Raw genomic sequence first — 21,863 nt, 5'->3', positions numbered from 1 at the left:
GGCGGCCCACCATCTCGCGCCGGACCGTCCAATCACACCCTCACACCCTCACACCCTCACACCCTCACACCCTCACACCCTCACACCCTCACACCCTCACACCCTCACACCCTCACACCCTCACACCCCGTCCGGCTCCGTCGTCAGCAGGTCCTCGTGCAGATCGGGGATCACGCGGCCGGTCAGCACCAGGTCGCCACCCACCTCCGTCAGCAGCCAGCCGGGCATCCCATCGCCCGCCTCGGGATCGTGGCCCTCATCCACCGTCTGCACCGCGTCAAAGGCGGTGTGGAGGAAGATCGCGCGCGCCACTTCCTTCAGGTCCTCCGGGTCCGCGCCGGCGGCCAGGATGCGCTGCACCGCCTGCTGGGCGGCAAGGAAGGGCGGGTCGCCGTCCTCGTCCATCACCTCGTCGCCGGACGTCTGGACGAGCGTGGGCTCGTCTTCGTCATCCTCGTCACTGACCAGGACATCGTCCGCCGGGATTTCGGCGAACCAGTCCTCGGGCGGCTGCTTCCACTGCCAGGCGCCGCGCCACAGCCGGCGCAGAAAGATGAACCGCGCCAGCTGCGGGATGTCGTCCTCCACCTCCGACGCCGCCCATCCCTCCGGCGCCTCCGCACCCGCGGCGCGGAACCGCTCCGCCAGCGCCTCCGCACGGCGGCGCTGCTCGTGATCGAGCCCCGCAAAGGCGTCGCTCATCCGATCAGCCGGGCCAGCTCGCGGGCGATCAGGTCGGCGGCGTCGGGCTGGCCGCGCTCCTTGGCCTTGGCGGCGAGCGAGGCGCGCTTGGACGCGTCGTTGGCCACGCCCATCATCTCCGTCCACAGGCGGCCCCCGCCCAGCTCCTTTTCCTCTACCATCACCGCCGCGCCGGCCTGCGCCAGGGCGATGCCGTTGTGGAACTGGTGGTTGGCGGCGGCCGTCGGCAGCGGCACCAGGATCATCGGCACGCCCCAGGCGCACAGTTCGGCCAGCGACATGGCGCCGGCGCGGCTGATGGCGAAGTCGGCCGAGGCCAGCGCGCTGGGCATGTCCTCGATGTACGGCACCGCCTTGACCCATGCCGGATTTCCGAGGTCCGCCAGCGCCTTCTGCACCCGTTCGTAGTTGCCGGTGCCGGTGGCCCACAGGATCTCGAAGCCTTCGATCGACGGAACCCGCCGCTCCACCACGCCGCGCAGGTCCGCCATCAGCGCCTCGTTCACCGCCCGCGCGCCCTGGCTGCCGCCCACGACCAGCCCCACGGTGCCGCCGCCGAGGCCGAACTTGGCCCTAGCTGCGTTGCGGTCCACACCGAAGTCGGGCGGGCGGATGGGGTTGCCGAACTCGAAGATCTCCGTCCGCTTGCCGGGCTTCAGGTAGCGCCGCGCCTCGGGAAACGCCAGATGGATCTGCCGCACGCGGCCCGCCACGAGGCGCGAGACGACGCCGGGAAACGAGTTCTGCTCCTGCACCGCCGCGGGAACGCCGCGCATCAGCGCGTAGGCCACCGCCGGCCCGCTGGCGTATCCACCCGTGCCCACGACCAGGTTGGGCTTGAAGGTGCGGAAGATGTGGCCCAATCCGCTGAACGACTGCGCCATCGCCGGAACCAGCCGCCAGTTCTGCCACGGCTTGGCGCGGCGGATGGGCTCCAGCGGCAGCAACTGGTGCGGCACACCCTTCTCCGGAAGGACCCGCGCCTCCACGCCGCGCTTCGCCCCGACGAAGAACACCTCCGCGGCGGGATCCAGCCGTTTGAAGGCATCGCCCAGCGCCAGCGCGGGGTACAGGTGCCCGCCCGTTCCGCCGCCGGCAAAAAGGACGCGCGGCGCCGTCATCGGGCCCCCTCGCGAACCGGTTCCGGGCCCGTCGCCCGCGCAATCGCCATCAGAATCCCCACGGCGGCAAAGGAGGTCAGCAGCGCGCTGCGGCCGTACGACATGAACGGCAGCGCCACGCCGGTCGTCGGCAGCAGGGCCAGCGCCACGCCCATGTGCAGAAAGGCGCTCACGGCGATCAGGTTGGTCATCCCGATGGCCAGCAGGTAGCCAAAGCGGTCCGGCGCGCGCGCGGCGATGCGGTAGCCGACAACCAGGAACCCGCTGAACACGGCGACCACGAACAGGATGCCCAGCAGCCCCCACTCTTCGGCGATCATCGAGAACAGAAAGTCGTTGTGCGGCTCCGGAAGAAAGCCGTACTTCTGCCGGCTCTCCCCGAACCCCACGCCGCCCACCCCGCCCGAGCCGATGGCGATGAGCGACTGGTGGATCTGGTAGCTCACCCCGCCCGTGTCGTGCGTCGGATCGAGGAAGGCGGCAATGCGGCGCGCGCGGTAGCCCTCGCCCTGGATCAGCTTCCACAGCACCGGCACGGCCAGCAGGCCCAGGAGGATGAAGTGGCCGATGCGCGCTCCGCCCGCGAACAGCACCAGCGACGCGAGAAGGACGATCAGCAGCGCCGCGCTCATGTTGGGCTGCTTGAGCACCAGCAGCACGATCGGCAGCCAGACGACCAGAAAGGGCATCAGCCCCTTGCTGAGCGAGTGCAGCCGGTCGGCCTTTTTGACCGCCATGGCCGCCGTCCAGGCGATGATGGCGATCTTCATGAACTCCGAGGGCTGGATGCTGATCCCCAGGTTCAGCCAGCGGCGCGCGCCGTTGATGCGCGGCGCGATGGCCTCCGTCCCCGGCATCACCACCACGACCAGCATCAGCGTCAGCGCGCAGAGCATGGGCCAGGCAAGCAGGCGCCAGCGGCGGTAGTCCACGCGGGAGAGCGCGACCGCCAGCACGGCGCCCGTGATCCCGCCGGTGAGCTGCTTGAGCGCGTAGAAGTGCCCCGGCTGCCCATCCGACGCGGCCAGGAAGCTGCTCGCGCTGTACATCTCCATCAGCCCGAACGCAAAGGCGAACGCCGTCAAGCCGACCAGCGCTCGCGACTCCCACGTCTCCACGTGGGCGACGGGAACGGCGGTTGACGGCGTGCGGTCCCGCGGCGTCACCACGGGCTGCACGGGCTCCGCCTGCTTTTTACGCCATCCCAGTCCGATTGCGATGCTCGTCATCCTACGCGCCCTCCCGGGCCAGCTGCGCGAAGCGCCGTCCGCGCTCCTCGTAGTTCCTGAACATGTCGAAGCTGCTGCACGCCGGGGACAGCAGCACCGCGTCCCCCGGGCGCGCCACCTGCCGCGCGCGGTTCACCACGTCCTCGAAACATCCGTCCACCCGCTCCACCGGCGCCCTGCCCTCCAGGTCGGCGACGATCGTCGGCGCGGCCTCGCCGTAGGCCAGGATCGTCTTGACGCCCTGCAGATCCGGCAGCAGCTCGGTGTAGGGCTCGCCCTTGTGCTTGCCGCCCAGCAGCAGAACCGTGGGCCGCGTCATCCCCCGCACGGCCACGCGGGTGGAGGCGATGTTGGTGGCCTTGCTGTCGTTGATCCACAGCACGCCGTCCTTTTCCACGACCGGCTCCAGCCGGTGCGCGGGCGCCGCAAAGCCGCGCAGCCCGTCGCTGATCCCCTGCACCGACGCCCCCGCCAGCCGCGCCGCCACCGCCGCCGCCAGCGCGTTGGCCACGTGGTGCGGCCCCAGAATCTGCAGGTCCGCCGCGTCGCCCACGCGCTCCGTGCGCCCCGGCTCCGTGCGGATCATCAGCTCGCCGGTGGAAAGCCAGCCGCCCAGCTCGTCCTCGGACTCCGGCGCCGTCTCCACGCGGAAGTACAGCCGTGTCCCCGGCGCATCGCCGATCAGCGTCCGCGCGCGCTCGTCCTCCGCGTTCAGAATCCACCGGCTGTCCGCCGACGCGTTGGTGAAGAGGCGCGCCTTGTCGGCGTAGTAGGCCTCGACGTCGTCGTACCAGTCCAGGTGGTCGGGCGCCAGGTTGGTCAGGATGCCGATCCGCGGCGTAAAGCGGTGGATCCCCGCCAATTGGAACGAGCTGCATTCGACGACCGCCCAGGCCGGCTGCGGCTCGCGCATGGCCAGCTCGCTGAGCGCGGTGCCGATGTTGCCGCCGGCCACCGCGTCGATGCCGTCCGCGCGCAGCAGGTGCTCGATCAGCGCGGTGACCGTCGTCTTGCCGTTGGTGCCGGTGATGGCGATGACGGGCGAATCCAGCTGCTCGTACGCGAACTCGATCTCCGGGATCACCGGCACGCCGCGGATCGCCTCTTCCTTCAGCACCCTGGCCGTGGGCGGGATGCCGGGGGACAGGACGATGCGCCCGCACGCCGCCAGCTTCGCGAGATCGTGCCCGCCCAGCTCCGCGTCGCCGCCCATCCGCCGAACCTGCTCCGCCGCCTCCTTGGCCGCGTCGCTCGATCCCGCGTCGCTGGCGTAGACGTGCGCGCCGCGCGCCAGCCCCAGCCGCGCCGCCGCCAGCCCGCTGCGCGCGAGGCCCAGAACCCCGACGCTTTCGCCCGCCAGCGAACGCGGCATCAGCGGATCTTGAGCGTGGCGAAGGCGGCCATGGCGCAGATGATCCCCGCGATCCAGAAGCGGATGATCACCTTCGATTCATGCCAGCCGATCTGCTCGAAGTGGTGGTGCAGCGGCGCCATGCGGAAGATGCGCTTGCCCACGCCGGTCCGGCTCTTGGTCCACTTGAAGTAGAGGGTCTGCGACGCCACCGACACGGCCTCGGCCACGAACACCGCGCCCACGATGGCCAGCAGGAACTCCGCCTTGAGCATCACCGCCACCGCGCCCAGCACCCCGCCGATGGCCAGCGAGCCGGTGTCGCCCATGAACACTTCCGCCGGGTGCGCATTGAACCACAGGAAGCCCATGCATCCACCCGCGAGCGCGAGGCAGAAGATGGTCAGCTCCCCCGAGCCCGGCAGGTAGAACACGTTCAGGTAGTCCGACGCGTCCACGCGGCCCAGCAGGTACGCGAACACGCCGAACGTGGCGCAGGCGATGGCCGAAAGCCCCGCCGCCAGGCCGTCCAGCCCGTCCGTCAGGTTCACCGCGTTCGAACAACCGATGACGATGAAGGCCACCCACAGGATGTACAGCGGCCACCAGAAATCGACGTGGATGCTCTTGAAGAACGGGATCTGGGTCCAGGTGCTGGGGATGTCGCCGCTCACGTCGAACAGCACCAGCACCGCGCCCAGCAGCAGCCCGATCCCCGCCTGTCCCAGGATCTTGTAGCGTCCCTTGAGCCCCCCGGTGTTCTTGCGGACGATCTTCAGGTAGTCGTCCAGAAAGCCCACGGCGCCCAGCACGATCAACGTGACCAGCGCCAGCACCGTGTACCAGTTGTCCAGCCGCGCCCACAGAAAGACGGGGATCACCGTCGACAGGATGATCAGCACCCCGCCCATGGTGGGCGTGCCGCTCTTGCCCAGGTGCGTCTGCGGGCCCTCGGTGCGCACCACCTGCCCCACCTTGAGCATGCGCAGCCGCGAGATGATGGCGGGCCCAAACCAGAACGCCACCAGGAACGCCGTCACCACCGCGCCCGCAGCCCGGAAGGTCTGGAAGCGGAAGAGGTTGAAGGCGATGTTGTACTGCGCCAGCGGCACCAGCAGGTGGTACAGCACGGGTCAGCCCTCCCTCGGCGGGGAAACCGGCTCGACGGAGCCGAAGTCGCGTTCGATCAGCGGCATCAGCCGCTCCAGCGCCACCCCGCGCGATCCCTTGAGCAGGATGGTCTCGTTGCCGTGCAGCGCCGGCCGCAGCGCCTCATAACCGGCCACCGGGTCCTCGGCCGAGATCAGCCGGTCGCCCAGCTCCGAGTGGTTCTCCTCGAAGGCGCGCACAAAGTCGCCCGTGGCCACCACGCGGTCGATGCCGTGGCCCAGCAGCCCCGCCGCGTGCAGCGCCAGCTCGCGGTGCAGCTGCTCGGCGTGGCTGCCCAGCTCGCGCATGGTGCCGATGACGGCCACCTTTTCCCCCTCCGCCGGGATCGTCGCCAGAAGATCCAGCGCCGCGCGCATGCTGGGCGGGTTGGCGTTGTAGCAGTCCGCGATGATACCTATAGTCCCCACGCGCAGCCACTCGTTGCGCATCTTGGGCTGCTTCATCGCCGCCAGGCCCTTGGCCGCGTCCTCGATCGGCACGCCCCACTCCGCCGCGACGCCGAGGGCCAGGAGCGCGTTGCGGACGTTGTGCATCCCCGGCAGCGGCAGGTGGATGGGAACGCCGCGAAAGCTCCACTCCGTGCTGCCGTCCGGGCGAAAACGCACCCCCTCCTTGCCGCCATCGGGAAAGAGGTCCGCGCGTTCGTCGAACCCCGCCACCCGCAGCCGCATCCCGCCGATCCGCTCCTGCGCGCCCGTCGGCAGCTCCGCCGGCTCGTCCGCCACGAAGGCGGTGCCCCCCGGCGCCAGCCCGTCGAAGATCGCCAGCTCCTCGCGCAGCACGCCTTCCACCGACCCCAGCCCCTCCAGGTGCTCCTCGCCGATGGAGGTGATGATGGCCGCGTCGGGCTCGATGATGCGCGACAGCAGCGTGACCTCGCCCGGCTCGTTGGTCCCCGCCTCTACGATGGCGGCTTCCGCGTCGTCCGGTGCCGACAGCAGCGTCAGCGGGACGCCCACCTGGTTGTTGAGGTTGGCCTCCGTCGCGTGGACGCGGAAGGTGGACGAGAGGACCGCCCGCAGCAGCTCCTTGGTCGTCGTCTTTCCGTTGCTCCCCGCGACGGCGACGACGCGTCCGCCCAGTGCACGGCGGCGGTGCCGGGCCAGCTTGCCCAGCGCGTGCAGCGTGTCGTCCACCACGAACAGCGGCATCCCCGCGGGCGCGTCCGGCGGCACGCGGGAGACGACGGCGGCGGCGGCACCCTCCCGGGCGGCCTGCGCCAGGTAGTCGTGCGCGTCGAAGTTGGCGCCCCGCAGGGCCACGAAAAGCGACCCGCGCTCGATCTTGCGCGTGTCGGTGGAGATCCCGGTAAACGTCACGTCGTCCGCGGGAGACGGGGTCTCCAGCGCGGCGCGAACTTCGTCTGCGGTCCAGCGGAACCCGCTCAAAACTCACCTCCGGCGGCGGTCTGCAGTTCCGCGAGAATCTCCTGCACGATGGCGCGCTCGTCGAACGGACGCTTTTCGGTACCGATGATCTGGTAGGTCTCGTGGCCCTTGCCGGCCAGGAGAATCAGGTCGTCGGCGCGTCCTTCGGTGAGTGCGGTGCGGATGGCCTCGCGGCGGTCGGAAATGCGCAGGCGGGGTGCACTTCCCATGCCGCTTTCGATGCCGTCAAGAATGCGCTCCGGGTCCTCCGTGCGCGGATTGTCGGAGGTCACGATGGCCTGGTCCGCGTGCGCGGCGGCGATGCGCCCCATCTCCGCCCGCTTTCCCGGATCGCGGTCTCCCCCCGCGCCAAACACCACGATCAGCCGCCCGCCGACGAGGGGCCGCACCGCCTCCAGCGCCCGCTCCAGCGCGTCCGGCGTATGGGCGTAGTCGCGCAGCACGGTAGCGGAGTGAGGAGGCCCCGCGATGCGCTCCAGCCGGCCGGGCACCTGCGGCAGCGTCGCCAGCGCGTCCGCGATGCGGTGGACGTCCCAGCCGATGCTCCACAGCACCGCCGCCGCCGCCACCGCGTTGGACACGTTGAACGCGCCGAAGATGGGCAGCGCGACCGGCGCGGCGCCGTCCGGCGTGCGCAGGGTGAACTGCATCCCCCCCGGCCCCACGTGCATCCCCTCCGCCGCCACGTCGGCATCCGCCGGCCGCTCCACCCCGAAGCGGATCGTCCGCCCGATCGGCGAGGCCACGTCGCGCCAGGCAGGGTCGTCCACGTTCAGCACGGCGGCGCCGTTGGGCTTGAGCAGGTGGAGGAGGCGAAGCTTGGCCTCGCGGTACGCCTCCATCGTCACGTGGTAGTCCAGGTGGTCGCGCGTGAGGTTGGTGAACACCGCCGCGTCGAACCGCGCCGCCGCCATCCGCGCCTGGTCCAGCGCGTGGGACGAGACCTCCATCGCCACCCGGCCGGCGCCCTCGTCCAGAAAGCGCCGCAGCCAGCGCGCGGCTTCCACCGGCCCCGGCGTCGTCAATCCTTCCGTCCCCGGGATCACCTCGCCGTCCGCGCCGATCGCCCCCAGCGTGCCGATGTAGCCCGCGGGGCCGTCGGCGGCGAGCAGGTGGCGGAGCATGGCCGCCGTGGTCGTCTTTCCGTTGGTCCCCGTGACGCCGACCAGCGTCATCCCCTGCCACGGGTCGCCAAAGAACTCCGCGGCGGCGTAGGCGGCGGCCAGCCGGCCGTCCGTCACGCACAGCTGGGGGGTGGGAATGTCGTCCTGGCACGCCTCCACCACCGTGCCCGCCGCGCCGGACTCGAACACCTGGCGGACGTACTGGTGGCTGTCGTTGGCCGTGCCCTTCCAGGCGCAGAACAGGGCGCCCACGCGCACCTGCCGCGAATCGGCCGTAACGTCCCACACTTCGCGGGCGGCGTGGCCGTCGGACAAACGGCGGTCGCCCGCCAGGAGCTCCTCGCGGGCGAGACGCGCCTCGATGGCGCCCAGGGTGGATCGGCGGTTGCTCATCGGGTCTCCCCCACCAGCACCAGCGTGTCGCCCCGTGCCACCGGCGCCCCCACCGCCGGCCGGGTGGCGGTCACGTATCCCGTGCCCCGCACGCGCACGTGCACCCCCAGCGCGTGCATCCGCCGCGCCGCGTCGCGCAGCGGCAGCCCGGCCACGTCGGGCACCGGCACCGCGGCCGCGGACGGCGCCTCCGCCGCCTTGCGCAGCTCGTCCGTCGACACGAAGACGTAGACGCCCTCCGCGCCGGCCGGCGGCGGGTCCGCGCGTCGCCCGCCGGACGCGGCCGGCGGCGACTGCGCGGGCAGGCGCGTGGCCAGCAGGCTGCGCCGGTCCAGGCCGGGCGAGCGCGCGGCCAGAATGGCCTGCAGCGTTTCGCGCGTCACCGGCGCGGCGGTCAGGCCGCCGTAGTAGTCGCCCTGCGGCCGGTCCAGCCGGACGAGGATGGTCAGCTGCGGATCGCGCGCGGGAAAAAAGCCGACGAAGGTGGCGTTGTACGCGCCCGCCTCGTAGCGGCCGTTGGCGCCCGTCCGCCGCGCCGTCCCCGTCTTTCCCGCCACCTCGAAGGTCGCCAGCGACGCACGCGTCGCCGTGCCGTCCTCCACGACGGAGACGAGCACGTCGCGGATCTCCATCGCCACCGCGCGCGGGATCACGCGGCGCACCTCGCGCGGGTCGCGGCGCTCCAGGGTCCGCCCCCCCGCCGCGCGCACCTCGCGCACCAGCCGCGGCTCCATCAGGCTGCCGCCGTTGGCGATGGCGCTGTACCCCCGCGCCAGCTGCAGCGGCGTGACCGACACCTCGTAGCCCGTGGCCAGCGACGCCGCCGTGGGCTTGCTCCAGCGGTCCGGGCGCGGCAGCCGGCCGGCGGACTCGGTGGGATAGTCGATCCCCGTGGGCGTGCCGAAGCCGAAGTCGCGCAGAAAGCCGAACTGCTGCCCCGGCGACAGCCGCGGGACCAGCTTCACCATGCCGATGTTGCTGCTCACCCGCAGCGCGTCGCGCAGGGTGAGCCAGTCGTACGCGTGCACGTCGGTGTGCACCCGGCCGTCGGGGTCCGTCCAGCGCCCGCCCTCGCCGTTCACCCGGTCCGTGAGCCGCGCGCGGCCCGTGGCCAGCAGCGTGGAGACGAAGAAGGGCTTGAGCACCGAGCCCGGCTCGTACGGCTCGATAAAGGCGCCCACGTCGCGCGCGCCGCCGCGCCGCTTGCTGACCGCGGCCAGCACCTCGCCGGAGCGCGGGTCCATCAGCAGCAGGTCGCCGCCCTGCGCGCCGGTGCTGTCGATGGCCTCGTCCAGCGCCGCGTCGGCGATCTCCTGCAGGTCGAAGTCGATGGTGAGGTAGACGCTGTTGCCGTCCGTCGCCTCCACCGCGGGAAGCCGAACCGACGCCTCCTTCTTTCCCCGCGCGTCGCGGCGCAGGATCGAGTAGCCGTCCTTGCCGCTCAGCGTTGCGTCCATCGCCTGCTCGATGCCGCCCAGCGCCCGCCCGTCGCCGCTCACGCCGCCCAGCACTTCGCGCCCCACGCGGCCCTGCGGATAGAAGCGCTCCAGCCGGCGCTCCCAGTGCAGCCCGCGCTCATCGCCCAGCGCGCGCCGCTGCTCCGCGGAAAAGGCGCCGGGAAGCACCACCCACTTGCGCTTGGGATCCGTCGCGCGGCGGGCCGCGGCGCGGGTGAGATCGAGGGCATCCACCATCGCCCCCACCAGCGCGTTGCGGTCCGTCACCTCGTTGGGGGCGACGGACAGGCCGAAGGTTTCGCGCGTGAGCGCCAGCGGCACGCCGTCGCGGTCCAGAATGGCGCCGCGGCGCGCGGGAAGGGGCACGCGGGCCTGCTGCTGCTCCGCCGCCACCTGCCGCCAGTGATTGGCCTCGAACGCCTGCAGGTACACCGCCTTGCCCAGCACCAGCACCGCCGCCAGGCCGATGCAGACCACCAGCAGGCGGCGGCGCGCGCGCAGGCGGTGCTCGCTGTCCCAGCCGCTGGAGCGCTGCGCGGGAAGGTGGCTGCTCACGGCCGCTGCTCCATGGCGCTGGCCGGGATGGGCAGCAGCACCACTTCGTCGTCACGCGCCACGTGCAGGCCAAGCCGCTGCTGGGCCACGCGGGTGATGCGGGCGCGGGTCTGCAGCGCCTGGATGCGGTTGGCCCACTCCACCCGCTCGGCCTCGGCGATGGAGGTCTCGTTCTGGATGCGCGTCAGTTCCCGCTGCCGGGCCACCCCCTCCGTCTGCCGCCAGACCACCGAGGCGAGCGACCCGGCCACGGCGACGACGAAAAAGACGCGGCGCAGAAAGCCGCGGCGGCGGGCGCGCTTTTCCACGCGGCGCGCCTGCGGCTCTTCCCACGGCAGCGGCTTTTCCACGGCGCGCGCGGGGCGGCGCGGGAAATCCATGGCGTCCGTCGTCACGCGGCCCTCCACCCGCGCAGGTGCGCGCTGCGGGCGCGGGGGTTGGCGGCGATCTCCTCGGCGGAGGCGTCCGTCGGCTTGCGCGTAAGCGTGGTGCCCAGCGCGCGGCCGCGGCACCGGCACACCGGCAGGCCGGGCGGGCACACGCACTCCAGGCTCCAGTCGCGAAACGCGTTCTTCACCAGCCGGTCCTCGAGCGAGTGGTACGACAGGATCGCAAAGACGCCCCCCGGCGCCAGTGCGTCGCGAAAGCGCTCCAGGGCGCGCTCCAGCGACTCGATCTCGTGGTTCACGGCAATGCGCAGCGCCTGAAAGATGCGCGCCTTGTCCGCCGCCTCCGTGCGCGGCCCCAGCGCGCGCTCGATGGCCCGCAGCAGCTGGTCGCTGGTCCGGAACTCCGCTTCCTCCCGCATCTCGGCGATGACGCGCGCCAGCTTTCGCGAGCGGCGCTCCTCGCCGTAGCGGTAGAACACGTTGGCGAGCTCCCCCTCGTCAAGCGTGTTCAGCAGGTCGGCCGCGGAAGCTTCATCGGCCGACGCCTGCCCCATCCGCATGTCCAGCGGCGCGCCGGGGCGAAAGGTGAATCCCCGCGCGTCCACGTCGATCTGGTGCGAGCTGATCCCCAGGTCCAGCAGCACCCCGTCCAGCGTCCCTTCCCCGATCCCCGCCGCATCCACCGCGTCCGCGAAGTTCGACCGCACGGGACGAAACCGCTCGCCGAACCGCTGCAGCCGCGCCGACGCCTCCGCCAGCGCGTCAGGATCCCGGTCGACCCCGATCAAATGGGCCGTGGCCCCACGCTCCAGCAGCGCCTCCGCGTGCCCCCCGCCGCCCAGCGTGCCGTCGAGGTAAACGCCGCCGCGCTCCGGCCGCAGCAGGTCCATCACCTCGCGCGCCATGACCGGCGCGTGGTAGCCGCTCGCGTACGGCAGCGTCACGCGGGCACGTGCGCGCCGCGTGCGTTGCGGGCCGTAACCGTGGCGCGGCACGACCGGCAGCAGAACCAGTCCGTGCCAAGAAAGTCGCGCAGCTCGCCCAGGGGCTCGAACGGGCCCACGTGCCGGTCCATCCCGCAGGCCCGGGGCGGCGGCGGCAGCGTGTCGAACATGGCCGGGTAGGCGGGGAATACCATGCGCGCTCCGGGTGATGAAAGGGTCAGGCGAAGATCTCGTGCGCCAGCAGCTCCTCGTCGGGCACTGCCTGCGCGGTAACGGCGTCGAACGTTTCGGGATTCCACAACTCGATGCGGTCGATGGCGCCCACGATGAGCGTGGGCCCGGCGATGCCCGCTTCCTTCTGCATCCGCTGCGGCACCAGGATGCGCCCCTGCTTGTCGGGCACCACTTCCAGCGCGTTGGCGGTCACCCGAAGCACGTACGGCCTCGACCTGGGATTACGCCGCAGCATGTCGCGAAGACGCGCCTCCATATCGCTCCACACCGGGCGGGGAAAAAGCGTAAGGGAGTCGGGGTTTACGTGCACCAGAATCAGCGGCTCCTCCCCCCCGTCTCGCCGAAACGAGGCGGGAAGGCTCAGCCGCCCCTTTTCGTCGATCTGGTGCGTGTAGCTCCCGAGGAAGCCGCTCATGGGGCTCCGGTGTACGCTTCCGCCATCCTGCTCCACTATCCCCCACTTCTCCCCACCGTGCCCCACAAGCTAATCCGATCGACCCCCGCGTCAAGACGAAGATATGCCGAACTGCGAGTGCGGAAGTGCGGAAGTGCGGAAGTGCGGAAGTGCGTGGATGGAGAGGACTGGCGGTGCGGGCGGACGAAGTGGGTGGGCGGACGTGCGGAATGCGGATACGCTGGATTGGGGTGGGACGTGACGTGCCGCCGACCAGGATCTCATTCCGCGAAGGCTCTGCGATGCTGAGCAGGGGCACGTCGCATCTTCTGCGTCCGCACTCACGCACTCCCGCACTTTCGCACTTGGCCCTGGCGCACTTCCTGCCCCTCCGGGTTCTACTTTCCGGCACCCCGCACCCCAGACGACAACGGCCGTGCAGATCTCGGTGATCATCAAGCCCTCGCCAGAGGCGGTAGAGGCGCTGCGGACGGCGGTGGAGCGGTTGCGCGAGCAGGGCCACACGGTGCACCCGCGCGTGACGTTCGAAACGGGCGACGCACACCGCTTCGCGTGGAAGTCCGCGGAGTACGGCGCCGACCTGGTGGTGGCGTGCGGCGGAGACGGCACCATCAACGAGGTGGTGAACGGGCTGTACGACTGGATCGAGGAGCGGGAGAAGGACGGCAAGAAGGTCGTGCTGCCGCGGGTGGGCATCGTGCCGCTGGGGACGGGGAACGACCTGGCGGGGGGAATGGGGATCGCGACGGGCGACCCCGCGGGCGCACTGCTGAACGCCGCGAACGGCGAAGAGTACCCGGTGGACGTGGCGCGCGTGAACGGCCGCTACTTTCTGAACGTCTCCACCGGCGGCATTGGCGCCGAGGCCACGGACGAGGCGTCGAGCGACCTCAAGCGCACGCTGGGGCCCATCGCGTACGTCGTGACCGGCGTAAAGAAGTTTGTCCACCTGAAAGCGTCGCACGCCCGCTTCACCTCTGGCGGCGAGACCGTGTACAAGGACGGGTTCCTGCTGTTCGCGGTGGGTAATGCGTGGAGAACGGGCGGGGGCAACTGGGTGACGTCGGATGCGGACCCGGCGGACTGCCTGCTGGACCTGTGCATCGTGCAGGAGATGACGCACATGGAACTGGTGCGCATCGCCCCGCAGATCCGCGCGGGGACGCACGTCAACGACCCCAAGGTCACCTACCTCAAGGTCCGCGAGCTGACGGTGGAGTCGGACGAGGAGATGACCGTCAACGCCGACGGCGAGCCCCTTACCGCCCGCCGCTTCGAGTACGACCTGGGCCCGCACCGCCTGACCCTGATGGTGCCACACGCGCCGGCGGAGGGCGAGGCGGGAGCCCCGGGGGCACCCGCGGCGACGGGGAAGGCCGAGGGGGGCGAGATCCCGGCCAAGGGCGAGGAGGTCGAGACCTGACGGCCCGGTGTGTGGCGCCGTGCAGACCATCAGCCCCGACGGGATGAGCGGGTAAACCCGCTGCTGGGAAAGCGATAAGCCCCGTTCGGCGCCGCTGGCGCGTCGCCGAACGGGGCTTCAACCGCAACGGATTACGTGTGGATGGTCTCGAGGTCGGGAATCGTTGTTCCGTCGCGATGATGCGCCTCCTGGTTCAGAACGTACGAGCGCACCCGGTCCACGCCATGCCGCGACACACTGTATGCTCCGTACGAGCCCTGCCACTTGAACGTGTGCCCCAGCACCTGCTCCGCAAGGTATGACGACGCGCCCTTCATGCGGCCCACCAGGTCGGCGATCACGACCGTGGGCCCGAACCGCAGAAGGACGTGCACGTGATCCTCGATGCCGCCGATGGCGATCACCTCGCAACGGAGCTTTGAGGCGTGGTGCTGCATCACGCCATAGAGCCGCTCGCGAATTTCCGGCGTGATCAACGGCAATCGCCCCCACGTTGCCCATACCAGATGCAGGTACAATCGCGTCTGAGTCCGCCGCATGTTAACACTCCTCCTCTGGTTGTTTGCAGTTGAAGCCCGTCTGGCGAGCGCAAGCGAGTCAGACGGGGCTTATCGCTTTACCAGCAGCGGGTTTACCCGCTCATCCCGGCCGCGCATCTCGGCCCTTCTGTCCTGCGCAGCCGCCTACCTCTCCCTGCACACGATCCGCTCGGTTGTCGTCACCCAATTCCGCGGCGGCCGGGCGCGGCCGTGAACAACGGCACACTCCTCCGCACCCGCGATCGCGACGGCGGAGTAGCCGGCGGCACCCTCCGCCACGATGCGCACGTCAACCTCCCGCACCCGTTCGATCCCCAGCGCACTCAATGACGCCGTGTAGCGCCCGCGCGCCGCGCGATACGACGTTTCCGCCCGCTCCACATCGCGCAGCACGGCGCGCGGATCCGGCGCGCCAAGGTGGAACGCATCGGACGCGGCAGGGACGGCGGAGGCCATGCCCAGCATCAGCAGGATCGGAATCAATGCACGCATTCTGACACACTCTCCAGGCATGAGACGCGGTGCTGCGATGCATGAATGTGTACACAGAACACGCCGTACCACGCAAGCCACAAATGCATGCGCGCACAAGGCGTCTGAGGTGGTACCAGAGGTGTCAGGATGCCGGTGGCCGGTGCCACGGGAAGAGCGGAGAAGAGGCCGTCAGGAGTTGTGCGATGTCCGTCGCAGAGCGAGTGAGTGCAAGGAGCCTCTTCGCGGTGAGAAGCCCTGGGTTCACATGCAGTTGAAGCCCCGCCCGATCGCGCAGCGGTCGGGCGGGGCTTATGGCATCTCCAGCGCGCGGCTTTAGCCGCCTGTCTCGTGCGCCTGTCTCACGCGCCTATCGACCTCATCCCTACCACTCCCAACCCGCCAGCCGCGAGCACCCTCAGCCGCCACACTCGCCACACCCGCCGCCGCGTCCACTCCCCGCCGCCACCGCCGTGGCCATCACCGCAGTGGCCACTGTCCCCGCGAGCGGACACGTGATCCGAACGGGTGCGTCACGCCCCCAGGCGGCTGTTCAGCAGGTCAGCCAGGCGGTAGCCGGCCAGCGCAAGGCGCGGCTCGGCGGCGGTCCAGGCGCGGTGGCGGTAGCTCATCGTCGCGCGCTCGTTGCGCGGCGTGGTGTAGGCGACCCGCTGCGCCACCCGCAGCCCCTCGCGCGACCACTGCTCAAACTGCCCCGGCAGCAGCCGCCCGCGCATGTGCGACTGGGGCCAGCGGCGGGCAATGCCCTGGGCGATGGAACCCACGTACTCCGATTCGGTCTCGTCCTCGTCGCCCCACGGGACGGCGAAGCCCACCTGCGAATCCCAGTACGCGTGCAGGTTGTTGAACGGGTACAGCCCGGCCAGCCGGTAGCTGTTGCCGCCGCGATCGCCCTCGGGGTCCTCGGCCGTCATCCGCGCGCTGTTGTGCAGCGGCTGGTGCGAGTCGCCGCCCAGGTGCAGCAGCCACGCAAGGTCGATCGCCTCGGCCGAGTCCGGCACGGCCGCGCTCCCCAGCGTCTGCGAGATGCGCTGCATCTGGTCGAGCATAAAGCCCGCGCGCGGCACGTCGGGCCGGTCGCGCGGGGCGCCGTTGGGGCCCACTTCCCAGAAGAAGTTGACGTAGTGCCAGTCGGCGTGGGCGTAGCGCGCGCCGGCGTGCTCGCGGTCGCGGATCATGTCCGCCCACACCGCCGTCATCACGAACCAGTCGCGCTGCCGCTCCTCCATCGTCCCCGTCTGCGGCATCAGCTCGGCGATGCCGGAGCCGGGGGGCGCGGACTGCAGCAGGCGGATGGCGTGCTGCCGGGCCGCGGGCGTCATGTGGTCCCAGGCGATGCGCGCCACCACGCGGTGGCCCAGCTCGTCCCACGCGTGCGCGGGCGTGCTCCACAGCAGCCCCCAGGCCGCCAGCGCGAGTGTCAGGACGCGGAGCTTCATCGGTTTCTTTGCGTCAGAGGTGGATCGGTTTCCGTGCGACGGGACATTATCCGCGTCCGGCTCCCCGCCGTCAAACCGCGGGCCGCGCGGCGGGTCACACGCGCCGCCACATTCGCGGACCCACATCAAACGTTTATTCCGCAAGCGATTACGGGAACGCGACTTGCTCTTCACTCTGCGTCGGGGACGCTAACCGGAGGAACTGGGATGCGGTACATCGAGCGGACGGCAAAACGAGGAGGCACCTGGCGGGCGGCGCGATTGGGCGCGGCGGGCCTGGTGCTGTACGTCGCCGGCTGCAGCGATGCCGCGGGCCCCAGTGGCGGCATGGCCGCTCGTCAACCCGCCGAAGCGCCCGTCGTTTTCGACCAGGGGCGGCTGGTGGCAGCGGACGAAGAGGTGCGCGAGCAGATCGACGGCGGCGCGTTCCCCGGCGCGGCGCTGGTGGTGGGCGTAGGAAGCCAGGAGGTGCATCGCTCCGCCATCGGAAACGTGGGATGGACGGACGGTGCCGAGCCGGTGGACGCTGCGCGGACGGTGTACGACCTGGCCTCGCTCACCAAGGCCGTGGCGACCACCACCGCGGTGATGCTGCTGGTGGAAGATGGGCGGATGCGGCTGGACGATCCGGTCTCGCGCTGGGTGCCCGAGTTCGCGGGCGGCGAAGGCCGCGGCGTGACCATCCGCCAGTTGCTGAGCCACACGGGCGGAACCCGCGCGGGCGCCGTGGACATGAACCAGGACGCCGCGCCGGCCGCCGCGCGCCGCTACCTGGTCACGCGCCCGCTCGCGGTGAGGCCGGGAAAGGACATCCTCTACTCCGACATCGGCTTCGTCGTTCTGTGGACGGCCGCGGAGCGCGCCGCCCGCGAGCCGCTCGCGGACTACCTTCGCCGCCGCGTGTGGGCGCCGCTGGGAATGACGTCCACGCGCATGGCCGCGCCGCGCGGGTGCGAGCAGTGCGCGCCGACGATGCGCCTGAGCACCGGCGAGCCGTATCGCGGTGGATCGTACGACGAGGTGGGGCGCGCGCTTGAAGGCTTGGCGGGGAACGCCGGCCTGTTCTCCACCGCCGCGGACCTGGCGCGCTTCGCCGCGATGATCGCCAACGGCGGCCAGCTGGACGGCGTCCGCGTCCTGCGCCGCGAAACCATCGACACCTTCCTGCGCCCGCAGCCCGGCGCCGGCAGCTTCGCGCTGGGCTGGGTGACGTACTGCGCGGAGGGCAAGGTTCCGGACCACGTGGCGTGCAAGGACGTCTACGCCATCGGCCACACCGGCTCCACCGGCACCGCGCTCTGGATCGATCCCGCCACCCGCACGTGGATGGTCCTGCTCACCAACCGCGTTTACGAGCCCAAGCGCAAGGTGGACATGCAGGAGATCCGTCGCGACGTGTGGGAGGAAATCATCGGCGCATGAGGCACAACCTGCTACGCCATCTGATACTAAAATCGTCCTGAACCTTTGATAACGATTTCCGCCATCAAAAGTTCGCGCTCCAACTTTTGATAACAAACCTATTTGTTTACATCGCGTCCGTTCAGCAGGTCCAGCTGCCGCTGATACACGAAGATGCGATCCCGGGCCCGCCCCGACACTTCGCGTGCGATGCCCAGTTCCCGCAACCGCCGAAATGCGCCGTTTACCGTTGGCCACGTGAGGCCCGTCGCTTCCGCCGCGCGTGGGATCGAGAGGATGATACGCTCCTTCAGCTCATCGTAGACCCTCATGGCGGAACCGGTCGCGCGGCCCAGGTTTGCGACCCGCTGCTGGTCGTGCTGAAACAGCCCTCGCAGCGCCAGCGTCGTATCCGCCGCCTGCCGCGCAACGCTTTCCACGCCGGCTAGATAGAAGTGGATCCACCCCTCCCAGTCGCCATGCGTCCGCACACGCTGCAGGGCGTCGTAGTAGGCGGAGCGGTTCTCCTTGAGATACAGGCTGAAATAGAAGAACGGCTGGCTCAGCAACCCTTCGGAGCAGAAGATCAGGCTGATCAGCAGGCGCCCCACGCGGCCATTGCCGTCCAGGAAAGGGTGAATGGTTTCGAACTGCGCGTGGGCAAGCCCCGCCTTGATGATGGGAGGCGTAGCGCCATACCCGTCGTGCAGAAACTTCTCAAAGTTGTCCAGCGCGGCCAGCATCTCATGAGGTGGCGGCGGGACGAAGTGCGCGTTGCCCGGCCTTGAACCACCGATCCAGTTCTGCGAGCGGCGAAACTCGCCCGGGCTTTGCACGCTCCCGCGGCCGTCCCGCATCAGCACGCCGTGGATCTCGCGGATCAGGCGCAGACTCAGGGGCAGCGCGCCCGACTCCATCCTGTCGAGTCCGTGGTATAGCGCGTCGACGTAGCGGGACACTTCGCGCACGTCCTCAAGCGGCGTCCCTGGCACCGCATCGTTCTCGAACTGCAGCAGATCCGAAAGGGTTGACTGCGTTCCTTCGATCTGACTGGAAAGCACGGCTTCCTTGCGGACGTACATGTAGAGCAAGCGGGCCGGATCCATCGTCCGCGACACGCCTTCCAGCTGACCGACGGCGTGGACGGCCGTTTCGTGAACGCGCTGCAGCTCGGTGGTGAACTCCACCGGGGGAACGGGAGGCAGCGGCGCCGGGATGAACGCCGCGAATCCCTCTGCCCCGCCCTGCTGCTGAATCAGAGTGCCCGCCCTGCTCATGATACTCCTCACGAGTAGAACTGATACTAAAACTGATACGGGAAAGCGCCTGAACCTTTGATAACGGATCCGGCTATCAAAGGATAAGGGGTTAACCTTTGATAACGCAATCCGCAAAACGTCGCGTGTGCGGAGAAACGGCGCCGCGCGAGGAAAAAACACGAAGCCCGGCGGAGACACGCGTCTCCGCCGGGCTTTCGATGTTCGAACGTCAGTGGGCGCTGAGGGATTCGAACCCCCGACCCCCGGTGTGTAAAACCGGTGCTCTAACCAGCTGAGCTAAGCGCCCGGATGATTCCGGCCTACAGGATGATGCCCAGCGGCACCAGCACCGCAAAACCCAGCATCAGCAGCAGCGGGGCGGCCACGGTGCTTCCGCCGCCCAGCATCAGGAACCCGGCCAGGATGGCGGCCAGGCCGCCCGCCAGCACGGACAGGTTCAGCGGCGTAAAGCGAAGCGAGCTCTCGCTTTCGGCGGTGGACGTCGCGGGGACGGCCGTGCGGCTCTGGGCAGGTGTCGGTCTCGGCATGCCGCAAAGCTAAGGAAGGGCGCGCCCGAGCGTCAACCCCGGGGCGTCAATCAGCCCAGGTGCAGGGGACCTGCGCGGGCTGACCCTCCACCTCGCGAACACCGTTCCAGGCACGGACTTCGCCCGGATCAGCCGCCGTGTACGTGCCTTTGAACCGGCCCGCCGGAGCGTCCGGGCCGCCCAGGATGAGCTGAAAGCCGCCGGCGGTCTCACCGCTGCGCCACTCCCCCTGCCACACCAGCCCCGCGCGCGCCTGCCGCACCGTCCCCCGCACCAGCCCGTTCCATCCCGGCGCCGCCCACATCCCGTCGAGCGTGCTCTCGCTCTCCTCCGCCACGTACAGGCGGGCGCAGGGCGAAGTGGGGCCGTGCCCCGCCTCGAACCAGGTGATCCACGTGCCCACGTAGTCCGCGGGCGCGGACCCGCCGGACGCGGACGTGGGCGCGGCGGCGGCCACCAGCGCGCCGCCGATCATCAACACCGCGAAAACCGTACGGAACGAAGTACTCATCGTGCTCTCTCGAGGAGAACGGGTCTGTCGGCGGAAAGGCAACCCGTGCCTCCCGCACCGCCGTCACCCGCGTCGGTCCCCCCCGCGCGGGCGCATGGCGCACCGCAACCGCCGGGCCCGAACCACGAAGTGCTTCAAACCACCGTAGCACAAGAGATTACGGCTTGTGTCCGCTTCCGCACCCGGGCAACCTGGGACAGCGATGACACAGGAAATGGGGCGCCGGAGACACATTCGCTCCAGAGGCCCGTAGCCCGCTACGCCGGGAGGATGAAGGGCGGGCGCCTACTCGCGCCGCTGCGGCTCCGGCTCGCCGGGGAGCGGATACTCCAGGCTCATACCATCCTCGCGTGGTGGAGGGAGCATCAGGTTCTCGCGTTCCATCGCCTCCATCCGCAGCCGGTTGCGGCGGCGGCGGGGGATGAGGGCCAGAAAGCCCAGCAGCATCGCCGCGAACCAGACCAGCCCCACGTTCGCCGCCAGGGAAAGCCAGCCGTAGCGCCGGCGCACGTCCTTGCGCCACTCGTCTTCCAGCTGCCCCATCGTCATCCCCCAGGTCACGCGGACGGCCTGGTCCAGCGTGCCCTCGCGGCGCCAGTTGTCCAGCAGCAGCGCAAAGCCCTCCTCCCCCGTGCGGCGGCGCAGGTGGTCCACCATGGTCGCGGAAAGCAGGTAGGCCAGGCGCGCGCGGCCGGCGGAGCGCGGCCATTCCAGCTCCAGCGAGTCCAGCGGCGGCGCGCGCCCCAGCACGAACGCCACGCGCAGCGTCCATCCGCTCTCCACGTCCCAGCTGCCGGACGCCACCTCAGCGTACCCTTCCGTGAACCAGCGGGGAATCTGCCCGGGAAGCCGCTCCGCCACCACCAGGTGCGCCATCTCGTGACGCAGTGTGGCGGCCGCGTCTACCGGGCGCACGCCGGGGATGGGATAGGTGGGGAGAACGATGACGCGCAGGGAGGGGATGGCGATGCCGCCCGCCCACTCCGGCGCCCCGCCGCCCGTGGCCGCGCTGAAGTCGGCGGGCGTGGGGGCCAGGACGATGGTGGTGGATTCGGGGACGGCGCCGCGTCCCAGGCCGGGGAGCGGCATGGGGCGCGTGGCCGTCGTGAGGACTTCGCGCGCCAGCGAGCGCTCGCGCGGGGCGTGGATCACGCGGACGGAGCCAGCCGCCAGCGTGTCCGCGTCCGCCGTTTGCGCGGGCAGGGGCGCGAGCGCCGCGAGCAGGGAGAGGAATGCGAGAACGAAGACACGGTTCATGAGAGGAAAGGTCACACAACGGAGAAACGGAGGCAACGGAGGGTCATCCTCCGCCGCCTCCGTCGCGTGTTCCTGGACCCCGGTTCCCGGGCTTCCTCAGGCTCGGAGGGTGTTGCCGAACCTCCCCCGCGATCAGTCATCCTGAGGGAGGCGCCGCTCCAAAACCTGTTCAGACACAATACTCTGGCGCCGACCGAAGGACCTTGCCGGCAGAAGCGTGAGGCCGGCTTCATTCCTCGCATCTGGCCTCACGGTGGCGGAGAGAAGGTCCTTCGGTCGCGCGTAAGCTTTGTGTTCCTGAAGGTTCCGCGTGGCGCTCCCTCAGGATGACTGTGTGCTTCGTACGAAGAACTGAAGTTTCTCAACACCCTCTGAGGGAGGCGCCGCATTGCATCCTGCTTGTACGATGGAGTCTTGGCGCCGACCGAAGGACCTTTTCCACCTGACTGAGGGATTTGAACGGCGTCCCGAGGGCCGGGCCTGGAGCGACCCGACAGAGATCCTTCGGTCGCGCGCAAGCTT

General features: G+C 70.1%; 21 protein-coding genes and 1 tRNA gene. 2 read left to right on the top strand and 20 right to left on the bottom strand.

Annotated elements, in window-relative coordinates:
- Positions 1-120: 120 nt before the first annotated feature.
- The 12 genes from ACOJUJ_RS09430 to ACOJUJ_RS09375 are packed head-to-tail and all read right to left on the bottom strand — an operon-like array spanning position 121 to position 12,472.
- Entirely contained in the window at positions 121-702 is a 582-nt protein-coding gene (locus ACOJUJ_RS09430; RefSeq protein ID WP_420126611.1) for a hypothetical protein, read from the bottom strand.
- Positions 699-1,823: a UDP-N-acetylglucosamine--N-acetylmuramyl-(pentapeptide) pyrophosphoryl-undecaprenol N-acetylglucosamine transferase gene (locus ACOJUJ_RS09425; protein ID WP_420126610.1), complete on the bottom strand. Its 1,125-nt coding sequence runs from the start codon at positions 1,821-1,823 to the stop codon at positions 699-701. The genes ACOJUJ_RS09430 and ACOJUJ_RS09425 overlap by 4 nt, the downstream gene beginning before the upstream one ends.
- Positions 1,820-3,052 carry an FtsW/RodA/SpoVE family cell cycle protein gene (locus tag ACOJUJ_RS09420; RefSeq protein WP_420126609.1) on the bottom strand — a complete coding sequence of 411 codons (1,233 nt, stop codon included), beginning with the start codon at positions 3,050-3,052 and terminating at the stop codon, positions 1,820-1,822. The genes ACOJUJ_RS09425 and ACOJUJ_RS09420 overlap by 4 nt, the downstream gene beginning before the upstream one ends.
- A 1-nt stretch (position 3,053) precedes the next feature.
- Positions 3,054-4,424 carry a UDP-N-acetylmuramoyl-L-alanine--D-glutamate ligase gene (murD, locus tag ACOJUJ_RS09415; RefSeq protein WP_420126608.1) on the bottom strand — a complete coding sequence of 457 codons (1,371 nt, stop codon included), beginning with the start codon at positions 4,422-4,424 and terminating at the stop codon, positions 3,054-3,056.
- Complete coding sequence (mraY, locus tag ACOJUJ_RS09410) at positions 4,424-5,533, bottom strand: phospho-N-acetylmuramoyl-pentapeptide-transferase (RefSeq protein WP_420126607.1); 1,110 nt, start codon at positions 5,531-5,533, stop codon at positions 4,424-4,426. The genes murD and mraY overlap by 1 nt, the downstream gene beginning before the upstream one ends.
- Positions 5,534-5,536: 3 nt before the next feature.
- Positions 5,537-6,961, bottom strand: a complete 1,425-nt coding sequence (locus ACOJUJ_RS09405; RefSeq protein ID WP_420126606.1) for a UDP-N-acetylmuramoyl-tripeptide--D-alanyl-D-alanine ligase — start codon at positions 6,959-6,961, stop codon at positions 5,537-5,539.
- Positions 6,958-8,478 carry a UDP-N-acetylmuramoyl-L-alanyl-D-glutamate--2,6-diaminopimelate ligase gene (locus tag ACOJUJ_RS09400; protein ID WP_420126605.1) on the bottom strand — a complete coding sequence of 507 codons (1,521 nt, stop codon included), beginning with the start codon at positions 8,476-8,478 and terminating at the stop codon, positions 6,958-6,960. The genes ACOJUJ_RS09405 and ACOJUJ_RS09400 overlap by 4 nt, the downstream gene beginning before the upstream one ends.
- Positions 8,475-10,490, bottom strand: a complete 2,016-nt coding sequence (locus ACOJUJ_RS09395) for a penicillin-binding protein (protein ID WP_420126604.1) — start codon at positions 10,488-10,490, stop codon at positions 8,475-8,477. Before ACOJUJ_RS09395 ends, ACOJUJ_RS09400 begins: the two co-directional genes overlap by 4 nt.
- Positions 10,487-10,885 carry a hypothetical protein gene (locus ACOJUJ_RS09390; protein WP_420126603.1) on the bottom strand — a complete coding sequence of 133 codons (399 nt, stop codon included), beginning with the start codon at positions 10,883-10,885 and terminating at the stop codon, positions 10,487-10,489. Before ACOJUJ_RS09390 ends, ACOJUJ_RS09395 begins: the two co-directional genes overlap by 4 nt.
- Positions 10,882-11,823: a 16S rRNA (cytosine(1402)-N(4))-methyltransferase RsmH gene (gene rsmH / locus ACOJUJ_RS09385; RefSeq protein ID WP_420126602.1), complete on the bottom strand. Its 942-nt coding sequence runs from the start codon at positions 11,821-11,823 to the stop codon at positions 10,882-10,884. The genes ACOJUJ_RS09390 and rsmH overlap by 4 nt, the downstream gene beginning before the upstream one ends.
- Entirely contained in the window at positions 11,820-12,017 is a 198-nt protein-coding gene (locus ACOJUJ_RS09380; protein WP_420126601.1) for a hypothetical protein, read from the bottom strand. Before ACOJUJ_RS09380 ends, rsmH begins: the two co-directional genes overlap by 4 nt.
- A 23-nt stretch (positions 12,018-12,040) precedes the next feature.
- Positions 12,041-12,472, bottom strand: a complete 432-nt coding sequence (locus ACOJUJ_RS09375; RefSeq protein WP_420126600.1) for a division/cell wall cluster transcriptional repressor MraZ — start codon at positions 12,470-12,472, stop codon at positions 12,041-12,043.
- Positions 12,473-12,887: 415 nt separating this feature from the next.
- Here ACOJUJ_RS09375 and ACOJUJ_RS09370 point away from each other — a divergent pair, with 415 nt between their 5' ends.
- Entirely contained in the window at positions 12,888-13,895 is a 1,008-nt protein-coding gene (locus ACOJUJ_RS09370; RefSeq protein WP_420126599.1) for a diacylglycerol/lipid kinase family protein, read from the top strand.
- Between the two features lie 131 nt (positions 13,896-14,026).
- On the opposite strand, the gene tnpA is transcribed toward ACOJUJ_RS09370, so the two are convergent.
- The 3 genes from tnpA to ACOJUJ_RS09355 form a co-directional block, all read right to left on the bottom strand.
- Complete coding sequence (gene tnpA, locus ACOJUJ_RS09365) at positions 14,027-14,434, bottom strand: IS200/IS605 family transposase (protein WP_420126598.1); 408 nt, start codon at positions 14,432-14,434, stop codon at positions 14,027-14,029.
- A gap of 144 nt (positions 14,435-14,578) precedes the next feature.
- Positions 14,579-14,926 (bottom strand): hypothetical protein, encoded by a 348-nt coding sequence (locus ACOJUJ_RS09360; RefSeq protein ID WP_420126597.1) that lies wholly within the window; start codon positions 14,924-14,926, stop codon positions 14,579-14,581.
- 512 nt (positions 14,927-15,438) lie between these two features.
- Complete coding sequence (locus ACOJUJ_RS09355) at positions 15,439-16,365, bottom strand: S1/P1 nuclease (RefSeq protein ID WP_420126596.1); 927 nt, start codon at positions 16,363-16,365, stop codon at positions 15,439-15,441.
- A 207-nt stretch (positions 16,366-16,572) separates the two neighbouring features.
- On the opposite strand from ACOJUJ_RS09355, the gene ACOJUJ_RS09350 reads away from it, so the two are divergent.
- Positions 16,573-17,787: a serine hydrolase domain-containing protein gene (locus ACOJUJ_RS09350; protein ID WP_420126595.1), complete on the top strand. Its 1,215-nt coding sequence runs from the start codon at positions 16,573-16,575 to the stop codon at positions 17,785-17,787.
- A 98-nt stretch (positions 17,788-17,885) separates the two neighbouring features.
- On the opposite strand, the gene ACOJUJ_RS09345 is transcribed toward ACOJUJ_RS09350, so the two are convergent.
- From ACOJUJ_RS09345 to ACOJUJ_RS09325, 5 genes are all read right to left on the bottom strand, one after another.
- A complete protein-coding gene (locus tag ACOJUJ_RS09345; protein ID WP_420126594.1) occupies positions 17,886-19,043 on the bottom strand; it encodes a Fic family protein in 1,158 nt (385 codons plus the stop codon).
- Between the two features lie 215 nt (positions 19,044-19,258).
- Positions 19,259-19,332, bottom strand: a tRNA-Val gene (locus tag ACOJUJ_RS09340).
- 13 nt (positions 19,333-19,345) lie between these two features.
- Entirely contained in the window at positions 19,346-19,573 is a 228-nt protein-coding gene (locus ACOJUJ_RS09335; protein ID WP_420126593.1) for a hypothetical protein, read from the bottom strand.
- 46 nt (positions 19,574-19,619) lie between these two features.
- Positions 19,620-20,084, bottom strand: a complete 465-nt coding sequence (locus ACOJUJ_RS09330; RefSeq protein ID WP_420126592.1) for a hypothetical protein — start codon at positions 20,082-20,084, stop codon at positions 19,620-19,622.
- A 285-nt stretch (positions 20,085-20,369) separates the two neighbouring features.
- Entirely contained in the window at positions 20,370-21,341 is a 972-nt protein-coding gene (locus ACOJUJ_RS09325) for a peptidase MA family metallohydrolase (protein ID WP_420126591.1), read from the bottom strand.
- Between the last annotated feature and the right edge of the window lie 522 nt (positions 21,342-21,863).

Origin of the sequence: Longimicrobium sp. (assembly GCF_048594345.1) — a bacterium.
Taxonomy (GTDB): domain Bacteria; phylum Gemmatimonadota; class Gemmatimonadetes; order Longimicrobiales; family Longimicrobiaceae; genus Longimicrobium.
The sequence above is the reverse complement of the archived record's forward strand: the minus strand, read 5'-3'. Positions and strand labels throughout refer to the sequence as shown.